The 24,227-nt window shown below is 65.4% G+C and carries 19 protein-coding genes; 15 read left to right on the top strand and 4 right to left on the bottom strand.

What is annotated here, in order from left to right; translation table 11 throughout:
• Position 1: 1 nt before the first annotated feature.
• The gene (locus ACHAA4_RS03125; RefSeq protein ID WP_435772979.1) at positions 2–1,459 is read right to left on the bottom strand and encodes an NCS1 family nucleobase:cation symporter-1; all 1,458 of its coding nucleotides are present in this window, start codon (positions 1,457–1,459) and stop codon (positions 2–4) included.
• Positions 1,460–1,978: 519 nt separating this feature from the next.
• Here ACHAA4_RS03125 and ACHAA4_RS03120 point away from each other — a divergent pair.
• Positions 1,979–4,762: a response regulator gene (locus ACHAA4_RS03120; protein ID WP_435772721.1), complete on the top strand. Its 2,784-nt coding sequence runs from the start codon at positions 1,979–1,981 to the stop codon at positions 4,760–4,762.
• Between the two features lie 66 nt (positions 4,763–4,828).
• Positions 4,829–5,410: a glycoside hydrolase family 16 protein gene (locus ACHAA4_RS03115; protein WP_435772720.1), complete on the top strand. Its 582-nt coding sequence runs from the start codon at positions 4,829–4,831 to the stop codon at positions 5,408–5,410.
• Between the two features lie 28 nt (positions 5,411–5,438).
• On the opposite strand, the gene ACHAA4_RS03110 is transcribed toward ACHAA4_RS03115, so the two are convergent.
• The gene (locus tag ACHAA4_RS03110) at positions 5,439–5,843 is read right to left on the bottom strand and encodes a response regulator transcription factor (protein WP_435772719.1); all 405 of its coding nucleotides are present in this window, start codon (positions 5,841–5,843) and stop codon (positions 5,439–5,441) included.
• An 86-nt stretch (positions 5,844–5,929) separates the two neighbouring features.
• Here ACHAA4_RS03110 and ACHAA4_RS03105 point away from each other — a divergent pair, with 86 nt between their 5' ends.
• From ACHAA4_RS03105 to secG, 13 genes are all read left to right on the top strand, one after another.
• On the top strand, positions 5,930–7,198 hold the full coding sequence (locus ACHAA4_RS03105) for a HEAT repeat domain-containing protein (RefSeq protein WP_435772718.1): 1,269 nt from the start codon (positions 5,930–5,932) through the stop codon (positions 7,196–7,198).
• Entirely contained in the window at positions 7,188–8,594 is a 1,407-nt protein-coding gene (locus tag ACHAA4_RS03100; protein WP_435772717.1) for a glycosyltransferase family 2 protein, read from the top strand. The genes ACHAA4_RS03105 and ACHAA4_RS03100 overlap by 11 nt, the downstream gene beginning before the upstream one ends.
• A 166-nt stretch (positions 8,595–8,760) precedes the next feature.
• The gene (gene uvrA, locus ACHAA4_RS03095) at positions 8,761–11,676 is read left to right on the top strand and encodes an excinuclease ABC subunit UvrA (RefSeq protein WP_435772978.1); all 2,916 of its coding nucleotides are present in this window, start codon (positions 8,761–8,763) and stop codon (positions 11,674–11,676) included.
• A gap of 78 nt (positions 11,677–11,754) precedes the next feature.
• Positions 11,755–12,465: a lysophospholipid acyltransferase family protein gene (locus ACHAA4_RS03090; RefSeq protein ID WP_435772716.1), complete on the top strand. Its 711-nt coding sequence runs from the start codon at positions 11,755–11,757 to the stop codon at positions 12,463–12,465.
• The gene (gene uvrC, locus ACHAA4_RS03085) at positions 12,458–14,479 is read left to right on the top strand and encodes an excinuclease ABC subunit UvrC (RefSeq protein ID WP_435772715.1); all 2,022 of its coding nucleotides are present in this window, start codon (positions 12,458–12,460) and stop codon (positions 14,477–14,479) included. The genes ACHAA4_RS03090 and uvrC overlap by 8 nt, the downstream gene beginning before the upstream one ends.
• Positions 14,480–14,558: 79 nt before the next feature.
• Complete coding sequence (gene rapZ, locus ACHAA4_RS03080) at positions 14,559–15,452, top strand: RNase adapter RapZ (RefSeq protein WP_435772714.1); 894 nt, start codon at positions 14,559–14,561, stop codon at positions 15,450–15,452.
• Between the two features lie 3 nt (positions 15,453–15,455).
• The gene (locus ACHAA4_RS03075) at positions 15,456–16,478 is read left to right on the top strand and encodes a gluconeogenesis factor YvcK family protein (protein ID WP_435772713.1); all 1,023 of its coding nucleotides are present in this window, start codon (positions 15,456–15,458) and stop codon (positions 16,476–16,478) included.
• An 85-nt stretch (positions 16,479–16,563) separates the two neighbouring features.
• Positions 16,564–17,544, top strand: a complete 981-nt coding sequence (whiA, locus tag ACHAA4_RS03070) for a DNA-binding protein WhiA (protein ID WP_435772712.1) — start codon at positions 16,564–16,566, stop codon at positions 17,542–17,544.
• Between the two features lie 168 nt (positions 17,545–17,712).
• Positions 17,713–18,336, top strand: coding sequence for a superoxide dismutase (locus ACHAA4_RS03065; RefSeq protein WP_435772711.1), 624 nt, complete (start codon positions 17,713–17,715; stop codon positions 18,334–18,336).
• Between the two features lie 318 nt (positions 18,337–18,654).
• Positions 18,655–19,659, top strand: a complete 1,005-nt coding sequence (gap, locus tag ACHAA4_RS03060) for a type I glyceraldehyde-3-phosphate dehydrogenase (RefSeq protein WP_435772710.1) — start codon at positions 18,655–18,657, stop codon at positions 19,657–19,659.
• 128 nt (positions 19,660–19,787) lie between these two features.
• A complete protein-coding gene (locus ACHAA4_RS03055) occupies positions 19,788–21,014 on the top strand; it encodes a phosphoglycerate kinase (protein ID WP_435772709.1) in 1,227 nt (408 codons plus the stop codon).
• Positions 21,015–21,070: 56 nt separating this feature from the next.
• Positions 21,071–21,895 (top strand): triose-phosphate isomerase, encoded by an 825-nt coding sequence (gene tpiA, locus ACHAA4_RS03050; RefSeq protein WP_435772708.1) that lies wholly within the window; start codon positions 21,071–21,073, stop codon positions 21,893–21,895.
• Positions 21,896–21,977: 82 nt separating this feature from the next.
• Positions 21,978–22,229: a preprotein translocase subunit SecG gene (secG, locus tag ACHAA4_RS03045; RefSeq protein ID WP_435772707.1), complete on the top strand. Its 252-nt coding sequence runs from the start codon at positions 21,978–21,980 to the stop codon at positions 22,227–22,229.
• Positions 22,230–22,384: 155 nt separating this feature from the next.
• Here the strand turns inward: secG and pgl are convergent, their stop codons facing one another.
• Positions 22,385–23,188 carry a 6-phosphogluconolactonase gene (gene pgl / locus ACHAA4_RS03040; protein WP_435772706.1) on the bottom strand — a complete coding sequence of 268 codons (804 nt, stop codon included), beginning with the start codon at positions 23,186–23,188 and terminating at the stop codon, positions 22,385–22,387.
• Between the two features lie 65 nt (positions 23,189–23,253).
• Positions 23,254–24,216 carry a glucose-6-phosphate dehydrogenase assembly protein OpcA gene (locus ACHAA4_RS03035; protein WP_435772705.1) on the bottom strand — a complete coding sequence of 321 codons (963 nt, stop codon included), beginning with the start codon at positions 24,214–24,216 and terminating at the stop codon, positions 23,254–23,256.
• Positions 24,217–24,227: the final 11 nt, after the last annotated feature.

The raw sequence follows: 24,227 nt of genomic DNA, 5'->3' as shown, positions 1-24,227 counted from the left end.
TTCACTGAGGTGCGGCGGCCGGCGTCGTCGTCTGCTGGGTGGTCTGCGATGGGGGAGTGGCCTGTCCGCGCATCACCAGCCAGTAGAAGAGCCCGCCCAGTGCTGCGCCGATGATCCAGGCGAAGCCGGCCAGGGCGGCCAGCGCCGGGACCCAGACGGTGAGCACCGCGAAGATCGCTGCGATGCCGAAGGCTGCGATGGCCCGCAGGTTCCAGCCGCGGGTGTAGTAATACGGTCCAGTCGGATCCATGCTGAACAGGTCCGGCGTGGAGATCTGACTGCGCCGGATGATGCAGTAGTCCACGATCAGCACGCCATAGAGCGGTGCCAGCAGTGCGCCGAGGGTGTCCACGAAGGTGGGCAGCCCGATCTGTTCGATCACCGCGACCCAGAGCGCGCCGATGATGAACCCGATGACGGCGGTGATGTAGCCGCCGGTGCGGAAGCTGATCTTTTGCGGCGCGAGGTTGGCGAGGTCGTAGGCCGGCGGGATGAAGTTGGCGACCAGGTTGATGCCCACGGTGGCCAGCAGGAAGGTGATCGCCGCGACGATCGCCAGGATCACGGATTCGGTCTGCGCGACGATGTCGGTGGGATTGTCCATCGGCTCCCCGGTGCCGCCCTGGAACACCACATAGGCGCCGGCGGTGATGAACAGTGACAGGAACGTGAAGAAGGCCAGCGAGAGCGGGAGTCCGGTGAAGTTGCCGAGCCGCATGGAGCGTTCGGTCTTGGAGAAGCGGGAGAAGTCGCCGAAGTTGATGATCACCGCGGCGAAGTAGGCCACCATGGTGCCGACCACCCCGACGAAGGCGGAGATCGCGGCCCAGCCGGTGACGTCCTGGTTGCTGAAGATCGTGCCCACTGCGGGGAGCAGGTCGCTGCCGGCGCGGACCCAGATCACGATCAGCAGCACGGTCATCACCACGTAGACCGCGGGCCCGGCGAAGTTCAGGAAACGGGCGATGGTGCCGATCCCGCGGGTGAACAGCCAGACCTGGATCAGCGCGACGATCACATAGGAGACCCAGCCGATCACATCCAGGCCCAGGAAGGTCCCGGTCTGCGGGCTGTTCAGGGCGGCGTTGAACGCCAGCGCCACCGCGGTGGAGGCGAAATAGGTCTGCGCGCCGTACCAGAAGATCGCCACCACGCCGCGGACCATCGCGGGGAATCGGGCACCCAGCACGCCCATCGAGGGCCGGGCCATCACCGCATAGGGGACGCCGTGCCGGACGCTCGGGGCGCCGGAGAGGTTGACCAGCCAGTTCACGAAGACTCCGGCGAGGATGATCGCGGCGAAGACGTACCAGCCGTTGATCCCGGCGCCGATGAACAGCGAGGCGGCCAGGGTGTACCCCGCCAGGGACTGCACGTCATTGGTCCAGACGTTGAAGATCTCGAACCAGCCCCAGCGCTTCTCTTCCGGGCCGACGGGTCCGAGGTCCTTATTGTGCAGGGCTGGGTGCGGGGCGGGCCCGACGGCTCCGGGGCTCGCAGGGCCTCCGGCGGGGGCTCGAGTGCCTGCGGGAGCGTGACCTTGAGCATGTGTAGGAGCGGTGGACGGGGTGGCGGTCTGGGTGAGTCTGCTGGGGGCGGTGTGTCTGAGTCACTGTGTTCTCCGTGGGGGAGCGGATCCGAGCGTCCACCGGCGGGTGAATGCACAGCGAGACTAGCCCCGGTGAAACGTTGTGCATCACCGTTTAGGACCCTCTGCAACGAATGAAACACAGGTTTTACGTGGGTGAAACTCTGCAGGTGCCTATCCCGCTCTCGCTTCGAACGTTTGTTCGACCGCCTCAGGACATTTGGCGGGGAACGCCGAACCGGGTGTTCGGAGAATCTGCCACTTTTCGCGAAAATCTAGATCCCTGGAAGAGCAGGGCAAGCTGGTCTTGATGGTTGCCGGGTGGAGGATGTTCGAGCATCTACAGTGAGACCGAGAACAGTGGTGCCAACGTACGGGGTTGTTTCAACGATGAATGCTCAAGGTTTTTCGGGCGCGCAGTGGACACTGTCCACGACCGCCCAGGAGTGGCTGCTGAATCTGGTGCACGAAGCCATCTACGTTCGCGATCTCGATGGCCGTATCCTCTTCTGGAACAGCGGTGCAGAGGAGATGTATGGGTGGTCTCAACAGGACGCCCAAGGAAAGATCGCCTACGACCTGCTGCAGACACAGTTCCCCGCGCCCCTCGAAGAGATCACTGCGGCTGTGTTTCGTGACGGCAGGTGGGAAAGCGAACTGACTCAAGCCGCCAGAGACGGCAGCGAACTGGTCGTACTCTGTCGATGGGTTCCCCTGCGGAATGAGAGCGGCGAACCTGAAGCGATCATCGTCATCAATGATGACCTCACATCACAAAGAGAAATCCAGAACAAGCTTCTAGAGAGTGAAACCCGACTTCAAACCTTGGTCGATAATGCGCCCGTGGTGCTTTTTGCTATTGATGCCGAGGGAGTCTTGACGCTTTCAGAGGGGCAAGGACTCACTGCTATAGGTGTCGCTTCAAAAGAGCTCGTAGGAGAGTCAATCTTTGACCTCTACTCTGATAATCCTGAGGTCATCGCAGCTACGAGAGGCGCGCTAGCGGGCGAGAGGACGACTGTAGACATCCGAATCGGTGCGGTGGTGTACTCCGCGACGTACTCGCCCACTCGGGGTCGCGGCGGTGAGGTGACCGGAGTGATCGGCGTCGCTGTCGATGTGACGACCCGTGAGCTGGTGTCCACACAGCTGCGTTCCGGGAAAGAGGCTGCTGAGGCGGCGAACAGGGCGAAGAGTCAGTTTCTGGCGAATATGTCGCACGAGATCCGCACCCCGATGAATGGCGTCATCGGCATGACGGAGCTGCTCCTGGAGACAGGTCTCTCTCCTCAGCAGCGCGACTATGCGCAGACTCTGCAGAGTTCAGGAGAGGCGCTGTTGTCGGTGATCAACGACATCCTAGACTTCTCGAAGATCGAGGCCGGCAGAATGGAGCTCGAGCTCACGAACTTTGATCTGAGGGAGACGATCGAGGAGATCACCCAGCTCTTCGCCGCCCCTGCCCACAAGAAGGGTCTCGATCTGAGTGGCTTCGTTGAGCCAGGCACGCCGCAGAAGTTGGTCGGCGATTATTTCCGCATCCGACAGATACTGATCAACATCGTTGGTAACGCCATCAAATTCACCGACTCAGGTGAGGTTGTCATCAGCGCCTCATGCAATCAAGAGACTGAAGACGTCGCGACGATTCAGTTCGAGGTCACCGATACAGGTATCGGTATCAGCAAAGACCAGGAGGATCGACTGTTCTCAGCTTTCTCACAGGCAGAGGACTCCACTTCTCGACGGTTTGGCGGAACGGGCTTAGGACTCTCCATCGCCAGTAGATTGAGCGAACTGATGGGTGGCGAGATGGGCATGATAAGTATTCCGGGGAGCGGAAGCACATTCACATTCACAGCACCCTTGATGAAACATGCCCCCGGCGACGGGGATGCGGACCCTCAGGAACACCCTCAGAACATGTTGGGGAGACGTGTCTTGGTGGTCGATGACAGTCCCACGAACCGGAGCATCCTCGAGCATCAGCTCGCCAGCTGGGGAATGCACAGTGCTGCCGCTGAAGACGGACCCCGGGCGTTGCAGATGCTTCGTGAAGCCGCGGATGCACAGGTGCACTATGACCTAGCGATATTGGACATGCATATGCCGGGCATGGATGGCATCACGCTGGCTCGTGTCATCTCAGCAGATCCAACACACGAGGGAACCCGGCTTCTGCTGCTGACCTCGATCGGCGAGAGCCTCGGTGAGCAAGCCAGTCAGGCAGGAATTTCCGCCTACCTGACCAAACCGGTCCGACAGACCCAACTCCTGGAATCGTTGACACAGGTCATGACGGCTCGCGACGCCAAGGGAGAAACGGCGAAGTCGTCCTCTGCAAAGACCGCTGAATGGAACCAGCCGCTGCAGGAGGGGTCAGGAGAGCGAGCCCCCTACGCCGGACGGATCCTCTTGGTCGAAGACAACCTGATCAACCAGAAAGTCGCCAGCGCCATGCTGCAAAACTTGGGGTACACGGTGGAGACAGCAGCGAACGGACGCCTTGCGGTTGAAGCCGCGACGCATCACTCGTTCGACGCGGTGCTGATGGATATCCAGATGCCTGAGCTGGATGGTTATTCCGCTACCGCCCAGATACGGAGGATAGAGACAGAGTCCGGAAAGGACCGCTTGCCTGTCATCGCACTGACAGCCAACGCCATGGCCGAGGACCGTGACCAGGCCCTGGCGGCTGGCATGGATGACCACCTGCCGAAACCGATTCATCAGAAACAGCTGCAACTGGCCTTATCGCGCTGGGTGGGGTCACCAGCAGGTGATGTGCCAGATCTGACGGCAGCGCCAGAACGGACTTCGTCTCCGCTGGATCGGGGGATCCTGGAGGCGCTGAGAGCCTTGGATCAGCCAGGCGGAAACGAGGTATTCGCTGAGCTGGTGGGCATGTTCCTAGAAGACGCCCCCGCCCAGATTGAGAAGATTGGCCAGGCCATCACACAGAATGACCACACTGCGGCAGTCCAACTTGCGCACGCCCTGCAGGGGAGCAGCGGCAGTATGGGCGCCCTTCACCTGAGCAAACTAGCTGGTCAGGTCCAGGAACTGAGCAGAACCCGAGATTACCCGCAGCTCACTCAGAGACTTAGACTGCTGGAGATCGAGTTCGAGGCCGTCAAAGGGTCCTTGGAGAAGGAAGTCGCCAAGACGGTCTAGTGTCACGTAGGCAAAGACGCCAGCGCGCGCGACCGACAGGTACGCGGGATGAGAAAGGGAGCTGCTGTGGACGAAGATTTCGCTTCTTTTCGACCCGCGCACTGGACGAAACGTAGTCATCGTCTCGGGCGAAGCCTTCTGGAACCGTCAAGCGTGGACGTCGCTGACCATGTGCTGCGGTTGACGCTGCCGGCGGACTCCACCAACGGAGCAGAGATACGCTCCGTAGAAGCCTTTGGCTTTGGAAGGTTCGAGGCGCGTCTGCGCGTTCCACACGCCCCTTCCTCGATCACCGGATTCTTCCTTTACGAACCGCCGGACGAGGCTCAGGAGATCGATATCGAGATCTTCAACGACCGGACCGGCAGGGTGATGTTCACCTACTACTCTGCTGGTCAACAGGTCAGCAGGACCCATGAGCTGCCTTTCGACCCGACAGCGGGGTTCCACACCTACGGCTTCCACTATGGGGCTGATGTGGTGGAGTTCTTCGTCGACGGTGAACTCCTGGAGAGTCTCCGTGGTGACATGCCTGCCGGACCACTTCGTCTGCATCTCAACACATGGTTTCCGGCATGGTTGGAGGGTGAGCGCAGTCCGCAGGATCATCACGTGTCAGTGGACCACGTCCGGGTCACGCCTCGCTAAGCCGGGATCGTCATCTGAGGCGACAACCTCAGATTCGGCCTCTGGAACGCCACAGCACGGTGCGAACACGTGCAGCGAGCTCATCCGGAGAGAACGGCTTGGCGATGTAGTCATCGAGCCCTGCTTCCAGCCCCTCGATGGTGTCGTTCTCACCTTGACGTGAGGTGAGCATGATGATCGGCAGCTTCGCGAGATCCTCCATGGGACTCTTACGCAGCTGACGGACCAGCTGCAGTCCATTGAGCCGCGGCATGAGCTTATCCACCACAAGAACGTCAGGTCTTGCACCCGCGTGCAGAGCCTCGAGGGCTTCTTGTCCGTCAGCGAGCTCAGTCACCTGACAACCCAGACCAGTGAGCTTGGCCGTGATCATGCGTCGTATCACGCGCTCATCATCGACGACCATCATCTTGATGCCTTCAAGTCCAGCCATTGCTGCCCCTCGCCTTACAAATACCAAAAGTTCTTGAACTTTAGTTCGGGTACATTCTATCCATGGGATTCGGTATACCGGGGTGGATGCAGGTGGTTGTAGCGCTGCTGGTGCTGTCGATCCTGGTGATGGTGATGACCACAGTGAGCATCAAGTCAATCCGCAGCATGATCGAACGGTGGCGGGGAGCGAATCAGGAGAAGATGGAACCCCTGTTGGAGAAGACCCTCCACGGCGGTATGGGTCCGGCAACTTTACGCCGGGTAGGTCTGCGCCGACTTGACCGCGACCTCACACCGATGTTGGTCGAACGCATCAGATATCTCCATGGCTCTTCTCGGGACCAGATGCTTGACCTGGTCCGTGAGCTGGGACTGGTGAGAAGGAATCAGGCCGCCCTGCGTTCGCGTCGCCGCTGGCGCCGAGCTCGGGCCGCGGAACGGCTGGGTCATCTCGGCGGCGCCCGCCAGGTCGAGGATCTCGGGTTGTTGGTCACTGATCAGGATGAAACAGTCCGTGCCGTCGCTGCGCGCGCTCTGGCGCAGCTCGGGACACCACAGGCGGTGGAGATCTTGGTACGTACCCTCGATGATCCCTCCGAGTTGACGCGATTGCGCATCGCGGAGAACCTGCATCGGCTCGGGAGCCAAGCCCTTCCCCAGCTCATCGCACACGTAGAAAGAAGGCTCGTCCACGACGTCGGAAACGGGGAGAAGGGGCTCCTCGCCGTGCTCAGCGTGCTCGGCGGGACACGTTCCTACCAGGCCCGCCCGGTCCTGCGTGAAACCATCGAAGTGGCGCAGAGTGTGGCGGTGCGTGCTGGAGCTGTCCGGGCGCTGGGCCGTTGCGGCGGGCCCAGCGATGTGCGGCTGCTGAGCGCGTGTTCCAAGGACGGTCATTGGGAGGTCCGTCAACAGGCGGCCCATGCCCTGAGGTCAATCGGGGACACCTCGGGGATTCCAGCCCTCGGAAAACTGATGGCAGATGAGATGTGGACCGTGCGTACCGCGGCAGCAGAAGCCCTCGCAGGAATGGGCCTGATCGGAGAGGACGCGTTGGTCAGGTTCGCAGGCTCTCGAGACGCCCACGTTCGAGACCAGGCAGTGACGGCTTTAGAGGCCAGTGGCGCCACTGCCAGGTTAGTTCAGGAACTGGCCCTTCAGGGCCCGACGGGAACCCGCGCGCGAACCGCGATATCGACCCTCGTCAATGCTGGGGCGACACGACACCTCACCGACCTGGCCACCGAGCTTAGCCATACCGAACGCGAAACTCTGGGTCGCATGCTGCAAGTGCCTGCCCCATCTGAAGATGAACGCCTGGAACGAGAAGTAGGGGTCGAGAATGACGGTTGAGGGTTTCGTACTGGCCGTCAACTACGCCATACTCGGTTACTTCTTTCTCCTTAATGGCTTCTATCTGATGCTGTATGTCATTTCATTTCGGGTCGTCTCAGACTACGCGCGGCGGGAAGTGTTTTCGGGATTCTCAGAGCTCGCGAACTCGCAATACTCTCCCGGGGTCTCGCTGATCGTCCCTGCATATAACGAGGAAGCCACCATCGCGGCAAGCGTCCGCTCATTCCTCGCCCTGAACTACCCGACATTCGAGATCGTCGTCGTCAACGACGGCTCCCGTGATCGCACCGTCGACATCCTGCGCAAGGAATTCGAGCTCAAAGCGTCAGACCAGTCAATCCAGAAAGAGCTGCAGACGCAGCCGATAAAGGCCGTCTACACCTCGGCGACGGATAATATCCTGGTCGTCGACAAGGACAATGGTGGAAAGGCCGACGCGCTGAACGCGGGAATCTGCGCCGCCCGCTACCCCTTGATCTGTTGCATCGACGCTGACGTCATCCTCGAAGAAGATGCCCTCCTGCGTCTAGCGCGTCCCATGATCGAATCCAGCGATGTGGCTGCGGTGGGGGGCATCGTGCGCGTCGCGAATGGATGCACCGTGGAAATGGGGCGGGTCATCGATGTGAAGACCTCTCGGCAGGCGCTGCCGAACTTTCAGATCGTGGAGTACCTGCGAGCCTTCCTCGCTGGCCGCACCGGGTGGAGCTCACTCAACGCCATGCTGATCATCTCCGGGGCTTTCGGCATGTTCCGGCGACACGACATCGTGGCAGCCGGCGGCTACGCGAGCGACACCGTGGGCGAAGACATGGAGCTCGTGACTCGGCTGCACAAGACGCTCCGAAGGGCCCAGCGCAAGGAGCGAATAGTCTTCGTGCCAGATCCCGTCGCCTGGACCGAAGTCCCCAGCTCCCTCCGGGTTCTGCGGCGGCAGCGCGATCGGTGGCACCGAGGTCTGCTGGACACGCTTCATCGCCACCGCACCATGCTGTTCAATCCACGCTACGGAACGGTAGGCATGCTGGGGATGCCGTACTTCTTGTTCTTCGAGGCGCTGGGCCCAGTCATCGAACTCATAGGATATGCAGCATTCGCGATCGGATTGAGCCTAGGAATTCTCGACGTGAGTTTCGCGGTCGCATTCTTCGTCGCGGCTGTGGGGCTGGGGATAATATTGTCCCTCGCGGCAGTGCTCCTGGAGGAGATGCGACTACGCCGGTATCACCGATGGTCAGACCTCGCCAAGATCACCGCCTACGCAGTGTTGGAGAATTTCGGGTACCGGCAGATCAATACACTCTGGCGCGCTTTTGCCATCGTTACCTACCTGAGAAAAAACCAATCCTGGGGTGCCATGGAGCGACAGGGCTTTGACAAGCCGCCAGGATAACGACTGGGCGGGTCCCGGCGCATCGCCCCCCCCGTCTCGCTTCGAACGTTTGTTCGAGCGCGTCAGGGGTTCTACACTGAACGACGTGTCAGAGCGAGCAGCAGAAACAGCGATCATCGAATCCGTGGACGACTATTACGCCGAGGGTGCGCGAGAAAAATCCGCCATCAACGGCACGATCGGTCGTGCCGAGGCGGACCGGATTGTGGTCCAGGGTGCCCGCGAGCACAACCTCAAGGACGTCACGGTCGAGCTGCCGCGCAACTCGTTCATCGTCTTCACCGGCCTCTCCGGCTCCGGCAAGTCCTCGCTCGCCTTCGACACCATCTTCGCCGAGGGCCAGCGGCGCTACGTCGAGTCGCTCTCCGCCTACGCCCGGCAGTTCCTGGGCCGCGTGGACAAGCCCGACATCGACTTCATCGAGGGCCTCTCCCCAGCGGTGTCCATCGACCAGAAGTCCACCTCCAAGAACCCCCGCTCCACCGTGGGCACGGTCACCGAGATCCACGACTACCTGCGCCTGCTCTGGGCCCGGATCGGGATTCCGCACTGCCCCACCTGCGGGGAGAAGATCGAACGCCAGACCCCGCAGCAGATCGTCGACCAGGTCCTCGGCTTCCCTGAGAAGACCCGCTTCCAGGTCCTGGCCCCCGTGGTCCGCGGCCGCAAGGGCGAGTTCAAGGACCTCTTCCGCGACCTCGCCAGTGAGGGCTTCTCCCGCGCAATCGTCGACGGCGAGATCATCCAGCTCAGCGAGCCGCCCACGCTGGAGAAGACCTATAAGCACCAGATCGAGGTGGTCATCGACCGCCTGGTGATCCGCGAGGGCATGCGCCAGCGGCTCACCGACTCGGTGGAGACTGCGCTGAAGCTCGCCGACGGACGCCTGGTCATCGACCTGGTCGACCTCGACGACGACGGCGAACCCACCAACGACCGGGTCCCCGAAGGCCTCAAGGGCCCCAAGCAGCGGCCGTTCTCCGAGAACCTCGCCTGCCCGAACGAGCACCCGCTGCAGCTGGACGAGATCGAGCCGCGCTCCTTCTCCTTCAACAACCCCTTCGGCGCCTGCGAGGTCTGCTCCGGCATCGGCTCCAGCCTCGAGGTCGACATCGACCTTGTCATCCCCGATGACACGCTCTCCCTCGAGGGCGGCGCCATCGCCCCCTGGGCGCTGGGCAAGGCCTCCAAGGACTACTGGCTCCGGCTGATCACCGCGCTGTCCAAGGAGCTCGACTTCTCGGTGCGCACCCCCTGGAAGGACCTGCCCAAGAAGGCGCAGAAGGCGCTGCTGCACGGCCGCAACCACAAGGTCGTCGTGCAGTACCGCAACCGCTTCGGCCGCGAACGCACCTACTCCACCGGCTTCGAAGGCGTGCTCTCCTACATCTCACGCAAGCACCTCGAGGTGGAGTCCGACAACGCCCGGGACCGCTACGCGCAGTACATGCGCCAGGTCCCATGCCCGGCCTGCAACGGCCAGCGGCTGAACCCCGCCGCACTCGCGGTCACGGTGCAGGGCGCCTCGATCGCCGAGATCGCCCGGCTGCCGCTGGACAAGTGCGCCGAGTTCTTCACCAGCGTGGAGCTCTCCGCCCGCGACGCCGCCATCGCCGACCAGGTGCTCAAAGAGATCCTGGCCCGGCTGAACTTCCTGCTCGACGTCGGCCTGAGCTACCTGAACCTGGAACGCGCCGCCGGCACGCTCTCCGGCGGCGAGGCCCAGCGCATCCGGCTCGCCACCCAGATCGGCTCCGGCCTGGTCGGGGTGCTCTACGTCCTCGACGAGCCCTCCATCGGTCTGCACCAGCGCGACAACGCCCGGCTCATCCAGACCCTCACCCGGCTGCGCGACCTTGGCAACACCCTGATCGTGGTCGAACACGACGAGGACACCATCGCCGAGGCCGACTGGATCGTGGACATCGGACCCGGCGCCGGTGAGCGCGGCGGCGAGATCGTGCACTCCGGCTCCGTGCAGGGCCTGCGCGAGAACACCCACTCCATCACCGGCGACTACCTCTCCGGCCGGCGCAGCATCCCCGTGCCCACCACCCGCCGCCCGGTGGACAAGTCCCGGATGCTCAAGGTCGTCGAAGCCCAGGAGAACAACCTGGACAAGGTCTCCGTGGAGATCCCGCTGGGGATCTTCCTCTCGGTCACCGGCGTCTCCGGCTCCGGCAAGTCCACGCTGATCAACGAGATCCTGTACAAGTCCCTGGCGAACAAGCTCAACGGCGCCAAGCAGGTCCCCGGCCGCCACCGCCGGATCGACGGGATCGACGATCACCTGGACAAGGTGATCCACGTGGACCAGTCACCCATCGGGCGCACCCCGCGCTCCAACCCGGCCACCTACACCGGGGTCTTCGACCACGTCCGCAAGCTCTTCGCGCAGGCGCCCGAGTCCAAGACCCGCGGCTACCAGCCCGGCCGGTTCTCCTTCAACATCAAGGGCGGCCGCTGCGAGTCCTGCTCCGGCGACGGCACGCTGAAGATCGAGATGAACTTCCTGCCGGATGTCTACGTGCCCTGCGAGGTCTGCCACGGCGCCCGGTACAACCGCGAGACCCTCGAGGTGAAGTACAAGAACAAGAACATCGCCGAGGTGCTCGACATGCCGATCGAGGAGGCAGCAGAGTTCTTCGCCGCCTTCGCCCCGATCGCCCGGCACCTCAACACCCTGGTCGAGGTCGGCCTGGGCTACGTCCGGCTCGGCCAGTCCGCCACCACGCTTTCCGGCGGCGAGGCCCAGCGGGTAAAGCTCGCGTCTGAGCTGCAGCGCCGCTCCAACGGGCGCAGCGTCTACGTGCTGGACGAACCCACCACGGGCCTGCACTTCGAGGACATCCGCAAGCTGCTCCAGGTCCTGCAGGGACTCGTCGAGAAGGGCAACAGCGTGATCACCATCGAGCACAACCTCGATGTGATCAAGTCCTCCGACTGGGTCATCGACCTCGGCCCCGAAGGGGGCAGCGGCGGCGGGCTCGTCGTCGCCCAGGGGACCCCGGAGAAGGTCGCCTCCACCGCAGAGAAGACAGGTTCCCACACGGGCGCATTCCTTGCCGCACTGCTAAAGTGAGTGGGCCAGTTCACAGGCTGGACTTTTTTCATTTACGCAGGACGACGTCGCTGATCAGCGAGTAAGCGGAGGCACCAGGTGAGCACCACCCCCGAGGCGCAGGATTCTGAGCGCGTCGCCACCAATGATGCGGTCCGCAAGACCTTCGAGATCGCCGTAAAGCTCTCCTGCCGACCGGTCATCACCGGACTGGAGAACACCCCGGACGAGGGCGGCTTCATTGTCGCCTCCAACCACCTCTCCTTCCTGGACTCGGTGCTGATCCAGGCGCTGTTCCCGCGCACCGTGAGCTTCTTCGCCAAGGCGGAGTACTTCAACCAGACCGGGGTGAAGGGCCGCGCGATGAAGCTGTTCTTCGAATCCGTCGGCTCGGTCCCGGTGGAGCGGCAGCGCCAGTCCGCCTCGGTGGAGGCGCTCTTCGAGCTCGGCGCGATCGCCCAGGCCGGCCACGGCGTCGGGATCTACCCCGAGGGGACCCGCAGCCGCGACGGCCGGCTCTACCGCGGCAAGAACGGCGTCGGCTGGCTCGCCGTGGCCACCGGACTGCCCATCGTCCCGGTCGGGCTGCGCGGCACCGAGGCGCTGCAGAAGCCAGACTCCCGGATGGTCCGACCCCGGAAGTTCGAGATGCACGTGGGGGAGCCGCTGCAGTTCGAGAAGCTGGGCAAGAAGCACCCGTTGCCCGCCCGCCGGGCCGCCACCGAGGCGATCATGGACTCGATCGCCGCGCTCAGCGGCCAGGAACGGGTGGCCAGCTACAACGCGCCCCCCGCCGAGGACCATGGCTGATCCCTCTTCCTACCGTCCGAAGACCGGGGAGATCCCCACCACCCCCGGGGTCTATCGCTTCATCGATCCGCACGGCCGCGTGGTCTATGTGGGCAAGGCCAAGAACCTGCGTTCCCGGCTGAACTCCTACTTCGCCCGGGTCAACACGCTGCACCCGAAGACCTACGCCATGGTCCACGCCGCGGCCAGCGTGGAATGGACCGTGGTCGGCTCGGAGCTCGAAGCGATCCAGCTCGAATACACCTGGATCAAGCAGCACACCCCGCGGTTCAACATCATGTACCGCGACGACAAGTCCTACCCCTACCTCGCGGTCACCATGAACGAGAAGTACCCGCGGGTCCAGGTGATGCGCGGCGACAAGAAGCCCGGAGTGAAGTATTTCGGACCCTTCTACCCGGCCAAGGCGATCCGCGAGACCGTGGACACCATGCTCCGGGTCTTCCCGGTGCGCTCCTGCTCCGCCGGGGTCTTCAAGCGAGCCAAGGCCTCCGGCAGGCCCTGCCTGCTGGGCTACATCGGCAAATGCGCCGCGCCGTGTGTGGGGGAGATCAGCGAAGAAGACCACCGCAAGCTCGCCGAGGAGTTCTGCGAGGTGATGGCCGGACGCCCCGGCCCGCACGTGAAGCGGATCGAGAACCAGATGAAGTCCGCCGTGGCCGAGCTGCGCTATGAGGACGCCGGCCGGCACCGCGACGACCTCGAAGCCATCCGCCGGGTCTTCGAACGCAACGCCGTGGTGCTCTCCGAGGACACCGAGGCCGACATCTTCGCCTTCGCCGAGGACGAGCTCGAAGCCGCCGCCCAGGTCTTCCACGTCCGGCAGGGCCGCGTCCGCGGCCAGCGCGGCTGGGTCGTGGAGAAGGTCGAAGAGACCGACGCCGGCGCGATGGTCGAGCAGCTGCTGATGCAGGTCTACGGCTCCATGGCCGACACCGAACGGATCCCGCCCGAGGTGCTGGTCCCGGCGCTGCCGGACAACGCCGAGGAGATGACCGCCTGGCTGCGCCAGCTGCGCAGCGACTCCGGCGAAGGCAAGGCGCAGATCAGCCTGCGCGTGCCCCAGCGCGGGGACAAGGCCGCCCTGCTGGGCACCGTGCAGGAGAACGCCGCCCAGGCGCTGTCCCTGCACAAGTCCCGGCGCAACTCCGACATCACCACCCGCTCCGCCGCGCTGCGCGATCTGCAGGAGGCGCTCGGCGCCGCCGAGCCGCTGCTGCGCATCGAATGCTTCGACATCTCCCACACCTCCGGCACCAACGTTGTCGCCTCGATGGTGGTGCTCGAGGACGGACTCTCCAAGAAGCGCGACTACCGGCGCTTTGCGATCAAGGGCGACGCCGCGCGGGATGACACCTCCGCGATGTACGACGTGATCACCCGCCGGTTCGCCCGGCACCTGAAGGACCAGGCCCAGTCGGGGGCTGCGGTGGAGGTGGCTGAGGCGGCTGAGCCTGCGGCAGGGGAGTCCGCTGCTGAGGAGACGAAGGACTCCACCGTGGTGGAGCGTGAGGCCGAGCGCTTCGCGTACCCGCCCAGCCTGGTCGTCGTTGACGGCGGCCAGCCGCAGGTCAACGTGGCCCGGCAGGCGCTGGATGACCTCGGGATCACCGACCTGCCCGTCGTCGGGCTGGCCAAACGCCTCGAGGAGGTCTGGCTGCCCGGGGACGACTTCCCGCTGGTGCTCCCGCGCTCTTCTGAAGCGCTCTACATGCTGCAGCGGATCCGCGACGAGGCCCACCGCTTCGCCATCGCCTACCACCGGTCCAAGCGGTCCAAGGCGATGACCGCCTCCGCACTCGACGATGTCCCGGGCCTGGGGCCGAGCCGCCGCGCCGCCGTGGTCGCGCATTTCGGGTCGGTGGCGAACCTGAAGAAGGCCAGCCTGGAGGAGATCATCGAGGTCCCCGGCATGGGTCGCGGCACAGCGCAGAAGATCCTCGACCACCTGCAGGCCGAGTCGCCTGCGGGGGAGTCGGTTGCGGCGGGCGCCGCCGAGAAGGACCCGGCCTGAACGCTGTATCGACCCGGGTCTGAACCCTGGACTGAACCGGAGGTTCACCCTTGTCATACCCGGCAGATAGGCTTTGGGCATGGATGTTGGTCTGACCCCGGTGAAGCCGCCCGAGAACGAACTGTTGATCGTCACCGGCATGTCCGGTGCCGGCCGAACCACCGCTGCCCATGCCCTGGAGGATCTGGGCTGGTACGTGGTCGAGGGGCTCCCGCCGGAGCTCATCACCACCATGATCGATATCATCTCCCGACACCCTGGCTCCATGGAGAAGCTCGCCGTGGTGATCGACGTGCGCACCCGCGCGCTGTTCTCCGACATGCTCGGCGCCCTGGAGCAGCTCAAGGCCACGGGCGTGACCTACCGGATGCTCTTCCTGGACTCCTCCGACGCGCTGCTGGTCCGCCGCTTCGAACAGGGCCGCCGCCCGCACCCGCTGCAGGGCTCCGGTCGGATCCTCGACGGCATCACCGCCGAGCGTGACCTGCTCAAGGAGGTGAAGTCCGCCGCGGAGATCGTGCTCGACACCACCGACCTCAACGTCCACGGCCTGGCCCGGGAGATCACCGAGATCTTCAATGAGGACGGCCCGGTCCAGCTCCGGCTCAACGTGATGAGCTTCGGCTTCAAATATGGGGTCCCGGCGGACGCGAACTTCATCGCCGATATGCGCTTCATCCCCAACCCGCACTGGGTGCCCGAGCTGCGCGCGCACACCGGCCTGGACCCGGAAGTCAGCGAGTACGTGCTCGGCAACGAGGGCACCTCCGACTTCCTGGACAACTACGTGGAATCGCTGCGCCCGGTCATCGAGGGCTACCGCCGCGAGAACAAGCACTATGCCAACATCTCGGTGGGCTGCACCGGCGGCAAGCACCGCTCCGTGGCCGTCTCCGAAGAGCTGGCCCGCCGGCTCGGCCAGCTCCCCAACGTCACGGTGAACACCATCCACCGTGATCTGGGACGTGAGTAAGCGGTGAGCCAGAACCCCCAGCCGCAGCCGCTCAACACCTCCCGCGGCTCCTTCCGGGTCTCCGCGCTCGGCGGGGGACACGGGCTCTCCGCCACGCTCTCGGCGCTGCGGGTGATCGCCGCGGAGCACCTCACGGCGATCGTCACCGTGGCCGACGACGGCGGATCCTCCGGTCGGCTGCGCGAGGACATGGACGTGCTGCCCCCCGGAGACCTCCGGATGGCGCTGGCCGCGCTGTGCGACGACACCGAATGGGGCCGCACCTGGGCCCAGGTCATGCAGCACCGGTTCCGCTCCCGCGAGGGCGTCACCGGCAGTCTGGACGACCACGCCATGGGCAACCTGCTCATCGTCGCGCTCTGGGAGCTCATCGGCGACTCCGTGGAGGGTCTGCGCTGGGCCGGGACGCTGCTCGGCGCCCGTGGCCAGGTGCTGCCCATGTCCCGGCAGCCGCTGACCATGTCCGGGGTGGTCGAGCCCCTCGAGGGTCAGCCCGGGCTCGAGGCGCCGTTCAACAACGGCGACCGGCTCTCCTCGCAGGTCGCCCTGGCCGCCGCCGGCAGCCTCGGCCGGCTCCGCGATGTGCAGCTGCACCCGGCCGAGGCCTCGGCGTGCTCCGAGGCGCTCACCGCCATCGAGCTCAGTGACTGGGTGGTCTTAGGACCTGGCTCCTGGTACACCTCGGTGCTGCCCCATCTGCTGCTGCCCGAGCTCCGGGACGCTCTCTATGAGACCGAAGCCCGTCGGTGTATCGTGATGAACCTCACACCGCACACCGACGAGACCGCCGGTATGAGTCCCGCCGAACATCTGCGAGTCCTCCATCACTATGCCCCTGGACTGCGCGTGCACCGCATCATCGCGGATCCCGCATCGGTTCCAGGTCAGGAGCGCGAGGAGTTCGCAGAGGCGGCCCGGCTGCTCGGCGCCGAGGTGAGATATCACGACGTCGCCAAGGCAGGTCAGCCTGATGTGCACGACCCGCTGCGGCTGGCCATCGCGTTCAGCGAGGTCTTCGGGGACTGACGCTACGAACGGGATCACGATTCCGTTCAGGGGCATTGGGTACGATGACGGATCAGCATCACACGAAGACCAGAGGACAACACATATGGCGCTGACCGAGTCGGTCAAAGAAGAGCTTTCCCGCCAACACGTCAAGACCACCTCCGAGCGGAAGGCCGAGGTCTCGGCCATGCTCCGCTTCGCCGGGGGACTGCACATCATCTCTGGTCGGATCGTGATCGAGGCCGAGCTGGACCACGCGGCGACCGCGCGGCGGCTCAAGACCACCATCACCGAGGTCTACGGGCACAACCCTGAGGTCATCGTGGTCTCCGGCAGCGGACTCAAGCGCGGCTCCCGCTATGTCGTCCGCGTGGTCCGCGACGGCGAGGCGCTGGCCCGGCAGACCGGACTGCTCGACGCCCGCGGCCGACCCGTGCGCGGCCTGCCCTCCGTCGTCGTCAACGGGTCCATGGCCGACGCCGTCTCCGCCTGGCGCGGCGCCTTCCTGGCCCACGGCTCGCTGACCGAACCCGGACGTTCCTCCTCCCTGGAGGTCACCTGCCCCGGGCCCGAGGCGGCCTTGGCCCTGGTGGGCTCCGCCCGCCGGCTCGGCATCCCGTCCAAGGCCCGCGAGGTGCGCAGCGTGGACCGCGTGGTGATCCGCGACGGCGACTCCATCGCGAAGCTGCTGACCCTCATGGGGGCGCATCAGACCCTGCTGGTCTGGGAGGAGCGCCGGATGCGCAAAGAGGTCCGGGCCACCGCCAACCGACTGGCCAACTTCGACGACGCCAACCTTCGCCGCTCCGCCCAGGCCGCCGTCGCCGCCGGCGCCCGGGTGCAGCGCGCCCTGGAGATCCTCGGCGACGACGCCCCCTACCACCTCAAATACGCCGGCGAACTCCGCCTGGCGCATAAGCAGGCCTCCTTGGATGAGCTCGGTCGGCTCGCCGATCCGCCGATGACCAAAGACGCCATCGCCGGGCGGATCCGACGGCTGCTGGCCATGGCGGACAAGCAGGCCTCCGAGCAGAAGATCCCCGGCACCGAATCCAGCGTCACCCCGGACATGCTCGAAGGCTGAGGCTGCGTCCACGGGCCTGAGGCCCACCTCACACGGCAGTTACTCCGGTGGTGAACACTGCAGGTCATAGGCGTCGATCCCCTTTCTGGCGATGCCCTCACGGCATAGGATGAGAACCGAGTTGAGGTGAAGCTGGCCTCGACGAACCCCCGTGTCTAGGAGGACATTTTGACTGACTTCACGCTTCCTGAATTGGACTACGACTACTCCGCGCTCGAGCCGCACATATCGGCTCGCATCATGGAGCTCCACCACTCCAAGCACCACCAGACCTACGTCACCGGCGCCAACACCGCGCTGGAGAAGCTGGCCGAAGCCCGCGAAAAGGGCGACTACGCCACCACCCCGAAGCTGCTCAAGGACCTGCAGTTCAACCTCGGCGGACACACCAACCACTCGATCTTCTGGAAGAACCTCTCCCCAGAGGGCCAGGAGCGCCCCGAGGGCGAGCTGGCCGCAGCCATCGACGAGTTCTTCGGCTCCTTCGAGGCCTTCCAGCAGCAGTTCACCTCTGCCGCGCTGACCATCCAGGGCTCCGGCTGGGCGATCCTCGCCTACGAGCCCGTCGGCGGCAACGTGGTCATCGAGCAGTTCTACGACCAGCAGAACGGCGTGCCCGTGGGCACCATCCCGCTGCTGATGCTGGACATGTGGGAGCACGCCTTCTACCTGGACTACCAGAACGTCAAGCCTGACTACGTGAAGGCCTTCTGGAACATCATCAACTGGTCCGACGTGGCCACGCGCCTCGAGGCCGCCCGCTCGGGCGCCTCGAAGCTGATCACTCCCTGATCATCTCCACCCGGACGGTCTCACCGTCCGACGCGGACGGTGACACCGTCCGCTCAGAGAGACTCGGCCCCACGATGTTGGGGCCAGCCATGGCGACATGGTTGAATGATGTACGAGAAAACTGAAAATCACGTTCTGCAGACAGCCTGATGGACAACGATGTTGTTGGGGGTCAGCGGTTCGACTACGGTCGAGCTGCTGATCCCCAACGTGTGTCTAAGGGCCTTTTCCCCTTCCGGGAAGCCCCTCGAGCTGCCTCTGCCAGAACGGCCCCAAGGCCCGCAGGAACTGCGGTCCCATGCTCAAGAGAGGAACCTCATGGCGACGAAAATCGCGATCAATGGTTTTGGACGTATCGGCCGCAACGTGCTGCGCGTGCTGGAGAACACCGGCCGCACCGACCTGGAGCTCGTGGCGATCAACGACCTCACCGACCCCGCCCAGCTGGTGAACCTGACCAAGTACGACTCCGTCATGGGCCGCTACCCGGCAGACGTCTCCCTGGACGGCGACACCCTCGTCGCCGGTGACCGCCGGATCAAGCTCCTCTCTGACAAGGACCCGGCGAACCTGCCCTGGGGCGAGCTCGGCGTCGACGTCGTTCTCGAGTGCACCGGCTTCTTCACCACCAAGGACACCGCCGGCAAGCACCTCGAGGCCGGCGCCAAGAAGGTCATCGTCTCGGCACCGGGCAAGGGAGTCGACGCGACCCTGGTCATGGGCATCAACGAGAACACCTATGACCCGGAGAACCACACCGTGGTCTCCAACGCCTCCTGCACCACCAACTGCCTGGCTCCGCTGGTCAAGGTGCTCAACGACGAGTTCGGTCTGGTCGAGGGTCTGATGACCACCGTCCACGCCTACACCGGTGACCAGCGCCTGCACGACGCCCCGCACAGCGATCCCCGCCGTGCCCGCGCCGCCGGCGTGAACATGGTCCCGACCTCCACCGGTGCGGCTGCCGCCATCGGTCACGTCATCCCCGAGGTCGACGGCAAGCTTGACGGCTACGCCATCCGCGTCCCGGTCATCACCGGCTCCGGCACCGACCTCACCGTCGCCATCGAGAAGGAGGGTGTCACGGCCGAGCAGGTCAACGCCGCCTTCAAGAAGGCCGCCGAGGGACCGCTCAAGGGCATCCTGTCCTACAACGAGGACCCGCTGGTCTCCTCCGACATCGTCGGCGACCCGCACTCTTCGATCTTCGACGCACCGCTGACCAAGGTCATCGGCAAGACCGTCAAGGTCTTCGCCTGGTACGACAACGAGTACGGCTACTCCTCCCGCCTGGTGGACATGACCGCACACGTCGGCGGCTGATCCAGCTCGCGTGACCGCAAGGGCCCCGGCTCGACGAAACCTCGTCGGGACCGGGGCCTCTGCCGTGCGGCATGCGTGCGTCGTCGTTCTTCCTGTTTCTCCCTTCCAGCGATTGGTACCCTGATCACATGACTGCAGCCACCCTTGACGCCCTGCTCTCCGAAGGCCTGGACGGGCGCCGCGTGCTCGTCCGCTCCGACCTCAACGTGCCGCTGAAGGATGGTGAGGTCACCGACGACGGCCGCATCCGCGCCTCCCTGCCGGTGCTCGAGAAGCTCGCCGCCGCCGGCGCCCGGGTGCTGGTCACCGCCCACCTGGGCCGCCCCAAGGGCGAGCCCGACCCGCAGTACTCGCTGGCCCCCGTGGCCGCCCGGATGGCCGAGCTCAGCGAGGTCGACGTGCTGCGAGCTTCAGACCTCGTCGGCCCCAGCGCCCAGGAGAAGGCCGCCGCGCTGGAGCCCGGTCAGATCCTGCTGCTGGAGAACGTCCGCTTCGACCCCCGCGAGACCTCCAAGGACGACGCCGAGCGGGCCAGCCTCGCCGCCGAGCTCGCCGCCCTGACCGGCACCGACGGCGCCTACGTCAACGACGCCTTCGGCGCCGTGCACCGGGCCCACGCCTCGGTCGCCGACATCACCGCGAAGCTTCCCGCCTACCAGGGCGACCTGGTCCGCGACGAGCTGCTGGTGCTCCAGCGCCTCACCGAGACCCCGGAGCGGCCCTACACCGTGGTCCTCGGCGGGTCCAAGGTCTCTGACAAGCTCGCGGTCATCGAGAACCTGATGAGCCGCGCCGACACGCTCCTGGTCGGCGGCGGCATGGTCTTCACCTTCCTCAAGGCCCAGGGCCACGGCATCGGCAAGTCCCTGGTGGAGAACGACAAGCTCGACACCGTCAAGGGCTTCCTGGAGGCCGCCGAACGGCAGAACTGCCGGATCGTGCTGCCCACCGACATCGTGATGGCCTCGGCCTTCGCCGCCGACGCTGACGTCGAGGTGCTCCCCGTGGACGCCCTGGAATCCGGAGCCGCCGGCGCCGAAGCCCTCGGCCTGGACATCGGACCCGAGACCTCCCAGGCCTTCGCCGCCGAGATCGCCCAGGCCAAGACGGTCTTCTGGAACGGGCCCATGGGTGTGTTCGAGATGGAGGCCTTCGCCAAGGGCACCTCCGCAGTCGCCGATGCACTGACCACCACCGAGGCCTTCACCGTGGTCGGCGGCGGCGACTCCGCGGCCGCAGTGCGCGCACTGGGCTTCGACGAGGCCAGCTTCGGCCACATCTCCACCGGCGGCGGCGCCAGCCTGGAGTACCTCGAGGGCAAGTCGCTGCCCGGCATCGACGCGCTCGAAGGCTGAGCTCGCGCTTCGTCTGACCTGCTGATCTCATCACTGTTGAAAGGGAATCCCTCTCCATGACCACTCAGAAGAATGGCGCCTTCGTGCGTCGCCCGCTGATCGCCGGCAACTGGAAGATGAACATCGACCACATGGAGGCGATCGCGCTGGTCCAGAAGCTCGCCTGGACGCTGAACGACGCCGGCCACGACTACGACCGCGTGCAGGTCTCGGTGTTCCCCCCGTTCACCGACCTGCGCGGCGTCCAGACCCTGGTCACCGGGGACAAGCTGAGCATCGACTACGGCGCCCAGGACCTCTCCGACCAGGACTCCGGCGCCTACACCGGGGACATCTCCGGGGCCTTCCTGAACAAGCTCGGCTGCACCCAGGTGCTCATCGGGCACTCCGAGCGCCGCGAGGTCCACGGCGAGACCGACGAGCAGCTCAACGCCAAGCTGAGCGCCGCGCTGCGCCACGGACTGACCCCCGTGCTCTGCGTCGGTGAAGGCCTGGACGTCCGCGAGGCGGGCAACCACGTCGCCCACACCCTGGCCCAGCTCGAAGGCGCCCTGACGGGCCGCAGCGCCGAGGAGCTCACCGAGCTCGTCGTCGCCTACGAGCCCGTCTGGGCCATCGGCACCGGCAAGGTCGCCGGACCCGAGGATGCTCAGGAGATGTCGGCCGCGATCCGCGCCAAGCTGGCCGAGCTGTACTCTGAGGAGTTCGCCGACACCGTCCGGGTGCTCTACGGCGGTTCCGTGAAGTCCAAGAACGTCGCCTCGATCCTCGCCGGTCCCGACGTGGACGGCGCCCTGGTCGGCGGCGCGAGCCTGGACACCGACGAGTTCAGCAAGATCATCTCGTTCGAGAAGCACGTCGACACCGGGGCGCAGGGCTGAGCTTCCTCCTGAAGCCAGGATTCAGCCCCATACGGGCTATCCTGGTAGCTGATTCGCCCACGTTCCATCATGAAAGGTCGCTGTGTCTGCGCTGACCATCACTCTTCAGGTCGTCCTTGCCCTGATCAGCCTGCTGCTGATCCTGCTCATCCTGCTGCACAAGGGCCGCGGCGGAGGCATGTCTGACATGTTCGGCGGCGGCGTGACCTCCTCCCTGGGGTCCTCCGGCGTGGCGGAGCGGAACCTGAACCGGTTGACCATCACCCTGGCGGTGAGCTGGGGCCTGATCATCGTCGCCCTGGCCCTGATCGTCCCCCTGGGCGCCGACATCTGACGCCCTAGGCTTGCACGAGAAAAGCCCAGCTCGACCGTGAGGTCGGACTGGGCTTTCTCATGTCCCGGGTGCTTCGTCCTGGGTCACTCATCCTGGGTGGTTGCGTTTTCCGGCAGTTACGTAGTAGCCGGAAAACGCAACCACCCAGGAAGGGGTCAGCGGAGTTTGGCGGCGGCGGCCTGATCCAGGTGCCAGATGGTCTCCCGGGCGCCGCGAGCGTTCACCGCGGGAATCTCGGTGAGCTCGGTCCCCGGAGTCAGCGCCTTCGCGGCGGCCTCGGCCTTGTCCGCGCCGGCCACGACCGTCCAGACCCGCTCGGCGGTGTGGATCGCAGGGAACGTCAGGGTGATCCGCTGCAGCGGCGGTTTCGGGGACTGGTCCTCGCTCGTGGTGGTCTGGTCGGTGACGTGCAGCGAGTCCTTGCCCGGGAACAGGCTGGCCACGTGGCCGTCGGGTCCGACGCCGAGCAGCAGCACGTCGAAGCGGGGGAGGGCCAGCCCGTTGCGGCCGCCTTCGACCGTGTGGCCGGCCAGCTCGGAGGCATACATCTCCGCCCCGATCGGCGGGGCCTCGGCGTCCTCGGAGGTGGGCATCCGGTGCACGTTCTCCTCGGGCAGCCCGTGCTGGATCAGCAGGTGATCGAGCAGCGCCTCATGGGCCTGCTGGGCGTTGCGCTCCGGGTCGTCGCTGGGCAGCAGCCGCTCGTCGCCCCACCAGAAGTGGACCTTGCTCCAGGGCGGGGTCTCGACGCCGGGCTTCGCGACCAGCTCCGCGACCTCGGAGAGCACCGCGATGCCGGCGCTTCCGCCGGTGAGCACCGCGTGGGCATCACCGTGGTGGCGTGCGGCGTCGACCAGGACCGCGAGCAGCCGTTCGGCGACCACGGTGACCAACTGGTCCTTATCGGCGTAGATCTCGGTGCGGGGAGCCGCCAGGGTGGTCTGGGGGGAATCGGTCATGAGGGTGCATCCTTCCGCAGCATCGTCACTGATGCTGCGAGCCTAGTGGGTCGGTCGGAGATGAGTCAGCTGATCGTCTGGGTGGCGCCGGAGAGGTCCGTGGCGGGCAGCGCCCGGGTGAGCACCTCACCGAAGACCTCGTCGGAGTCCAGCCGGCGCAGTTCCTCGGCCAGGCACACCTGCAGGGTGCGCACCGGCAGCGGGACGCCTTGGACCAGGCCGTCGGCGGAGCGCAGCTCGGCGATCTCCTCGCCACGCGGCCGGGAGAGGCTCACGTCGCCGCTGGGCCGGTGGAAGGTCACCGCGGTCAGGGTCAGCGGCAGCTCGGACTCCGGCGGGGGAGCCGTGGAGTTCAGGGTCACCGGGATCTTCAGCGCCTGCTGCAGCCAGGCCGCGAGCAGCGCTGCGCTGGGCAGGTCCGCGGCGGCCTCCACGGTCACCGAGGTCAGATCCGTCGGGTCCAGGGTGTCGAGGATGCTGGCCAACTGGATCCGCCAATGGGTCAGCCGGGTCCAGGCCAGATCGGTGTCGCCCTCGGCGTAGTGCGCGGAGATCCGCTGCAGCGCCTCCAGCGGACGCGGGTCCATGGCCGAGTCGGTGATCCGGCGGTGCGCGATCCCACCGATCGGGGTGCTGCTGACGTTCTCGGGCAGCTCATCGGCCCACCAGGCCACGATCGGCGCGTCGGGCAGCAGCAACGCCGAGACCATCGCCTCGTTCTGCTCGGCGAGCTCGCCGGATGCCTCCAGCACGATCACCTCGGAGGCGCCGGCGTCGCCGCCGACGCGGATCTGGGCGTCCAGCCGGGTCTCATCGGTGCTGCGCCCGGAGGCGAGCACGATGATCCGGCAGGGGTGCTCCCGGGAGGCCAGGTTGGCCGCGGCGATGGCGGGCTCGGCGTTGTCCTTGGAGGTCAGGATGACCAGGGTCAGCACTCGGGTCAGCGCGACCACGCCGCCGTCCTCACGGAGCTCACGCAGCTTCTTGGAGACCTTTGAGGTGGTGGTGTTCTCGATATCGACGATCACGGGGGTTCTCC

Source organism: Nesterenkonia maliinae (assembly GCF_051262655.1).
GTDB lineage: Bacteria > Actinomycetota > Actinomycetes > Actinomycetales > Micrococcaceae > Nesterenkonia.
This window is presented reverse-complemented; position numbering and strand designations above follow the sequence as displayed.

Excerpts from the sequence above, each read along its gene's own strand:
- whiA (WP_435772712.1), top strand. The coding sequence starts at position 16,564 with ATGGCGCTGACCGAGTCGGTCAAAGAAGAGCTTTCCCGCCAACACGTC.
- ACHAA4_RS03110 (WP_435772719.1), bottom strand. The coding sequence starts at position 5,843 with ATGGCTGGACTTGAAGGCATCAAGATGATGGTCGTCGATGATGAGCGC.
- tpiA (WP_435772708.1), top strand. The coding sequence starts at position 21,071 with ATGACCACTCAGAAGAATGGCGCCTTCGTGCGTCGCCCGCTGATCGCC.
- uvrC (WP_435772715.1), top strand. The coding sequence starts at position 12,458 with ATGGCTGATCCCTCTTCCTACCGTCCGAAGACCGGGGAGATCCCCACC.
- pgl (WP_435772706.1), bottom strand. The coding sequence starts at position 23,188 with ATGACCGATTCCCCCCAGACCACCCTGGCGGCTCCCCGCACCGAGATC.
- ACHAA4_RS03105 (WP_435772718.1), top strand. The coding sequence starts at position 5,930 with ATGCAGGTGGTTGTAGCGCTGCTGGTGCTGTCGATCCTGGTGATGGTG.
- ACHAA4_RS03100 (WP_435772717.1), top strand. The coding sequence starts at position 7,188 with ATGACGGTTGAGGGTTTCGTACTGGCCGTCAACTACGCCATACTCGGT.
- gap (WP_435772710.1), top strand. The coding sequence starts at position 18,655 with ATGGCGACGAAAATCGCGATCAATGGTTTTGGACGTATCGGCCGCAAC.
- ACHAA4_RS03120 (WP_435772721.1), top strand. The coding sequence starts at position 1,979 with ATGAATGCTCAAGGTTTTTCGGGCGCGCAGTGGACACTGTCCACGACC.
- rapZ (WP_435772714.1), top strand. The coding sequence starts at position 14,559 with ATGGATGTTGGTCTGACCCCGGTGAAGCCGCCCGAGAACGAACTGTTG.
- ACHAA4_RS03055 (WP_435772709.1), top strand. The coding sequence starts at position 19,788 with ATGACTGCAGCCACCCTTGACGCCCTGCTCTCCGAAGGCCTGGACGGG.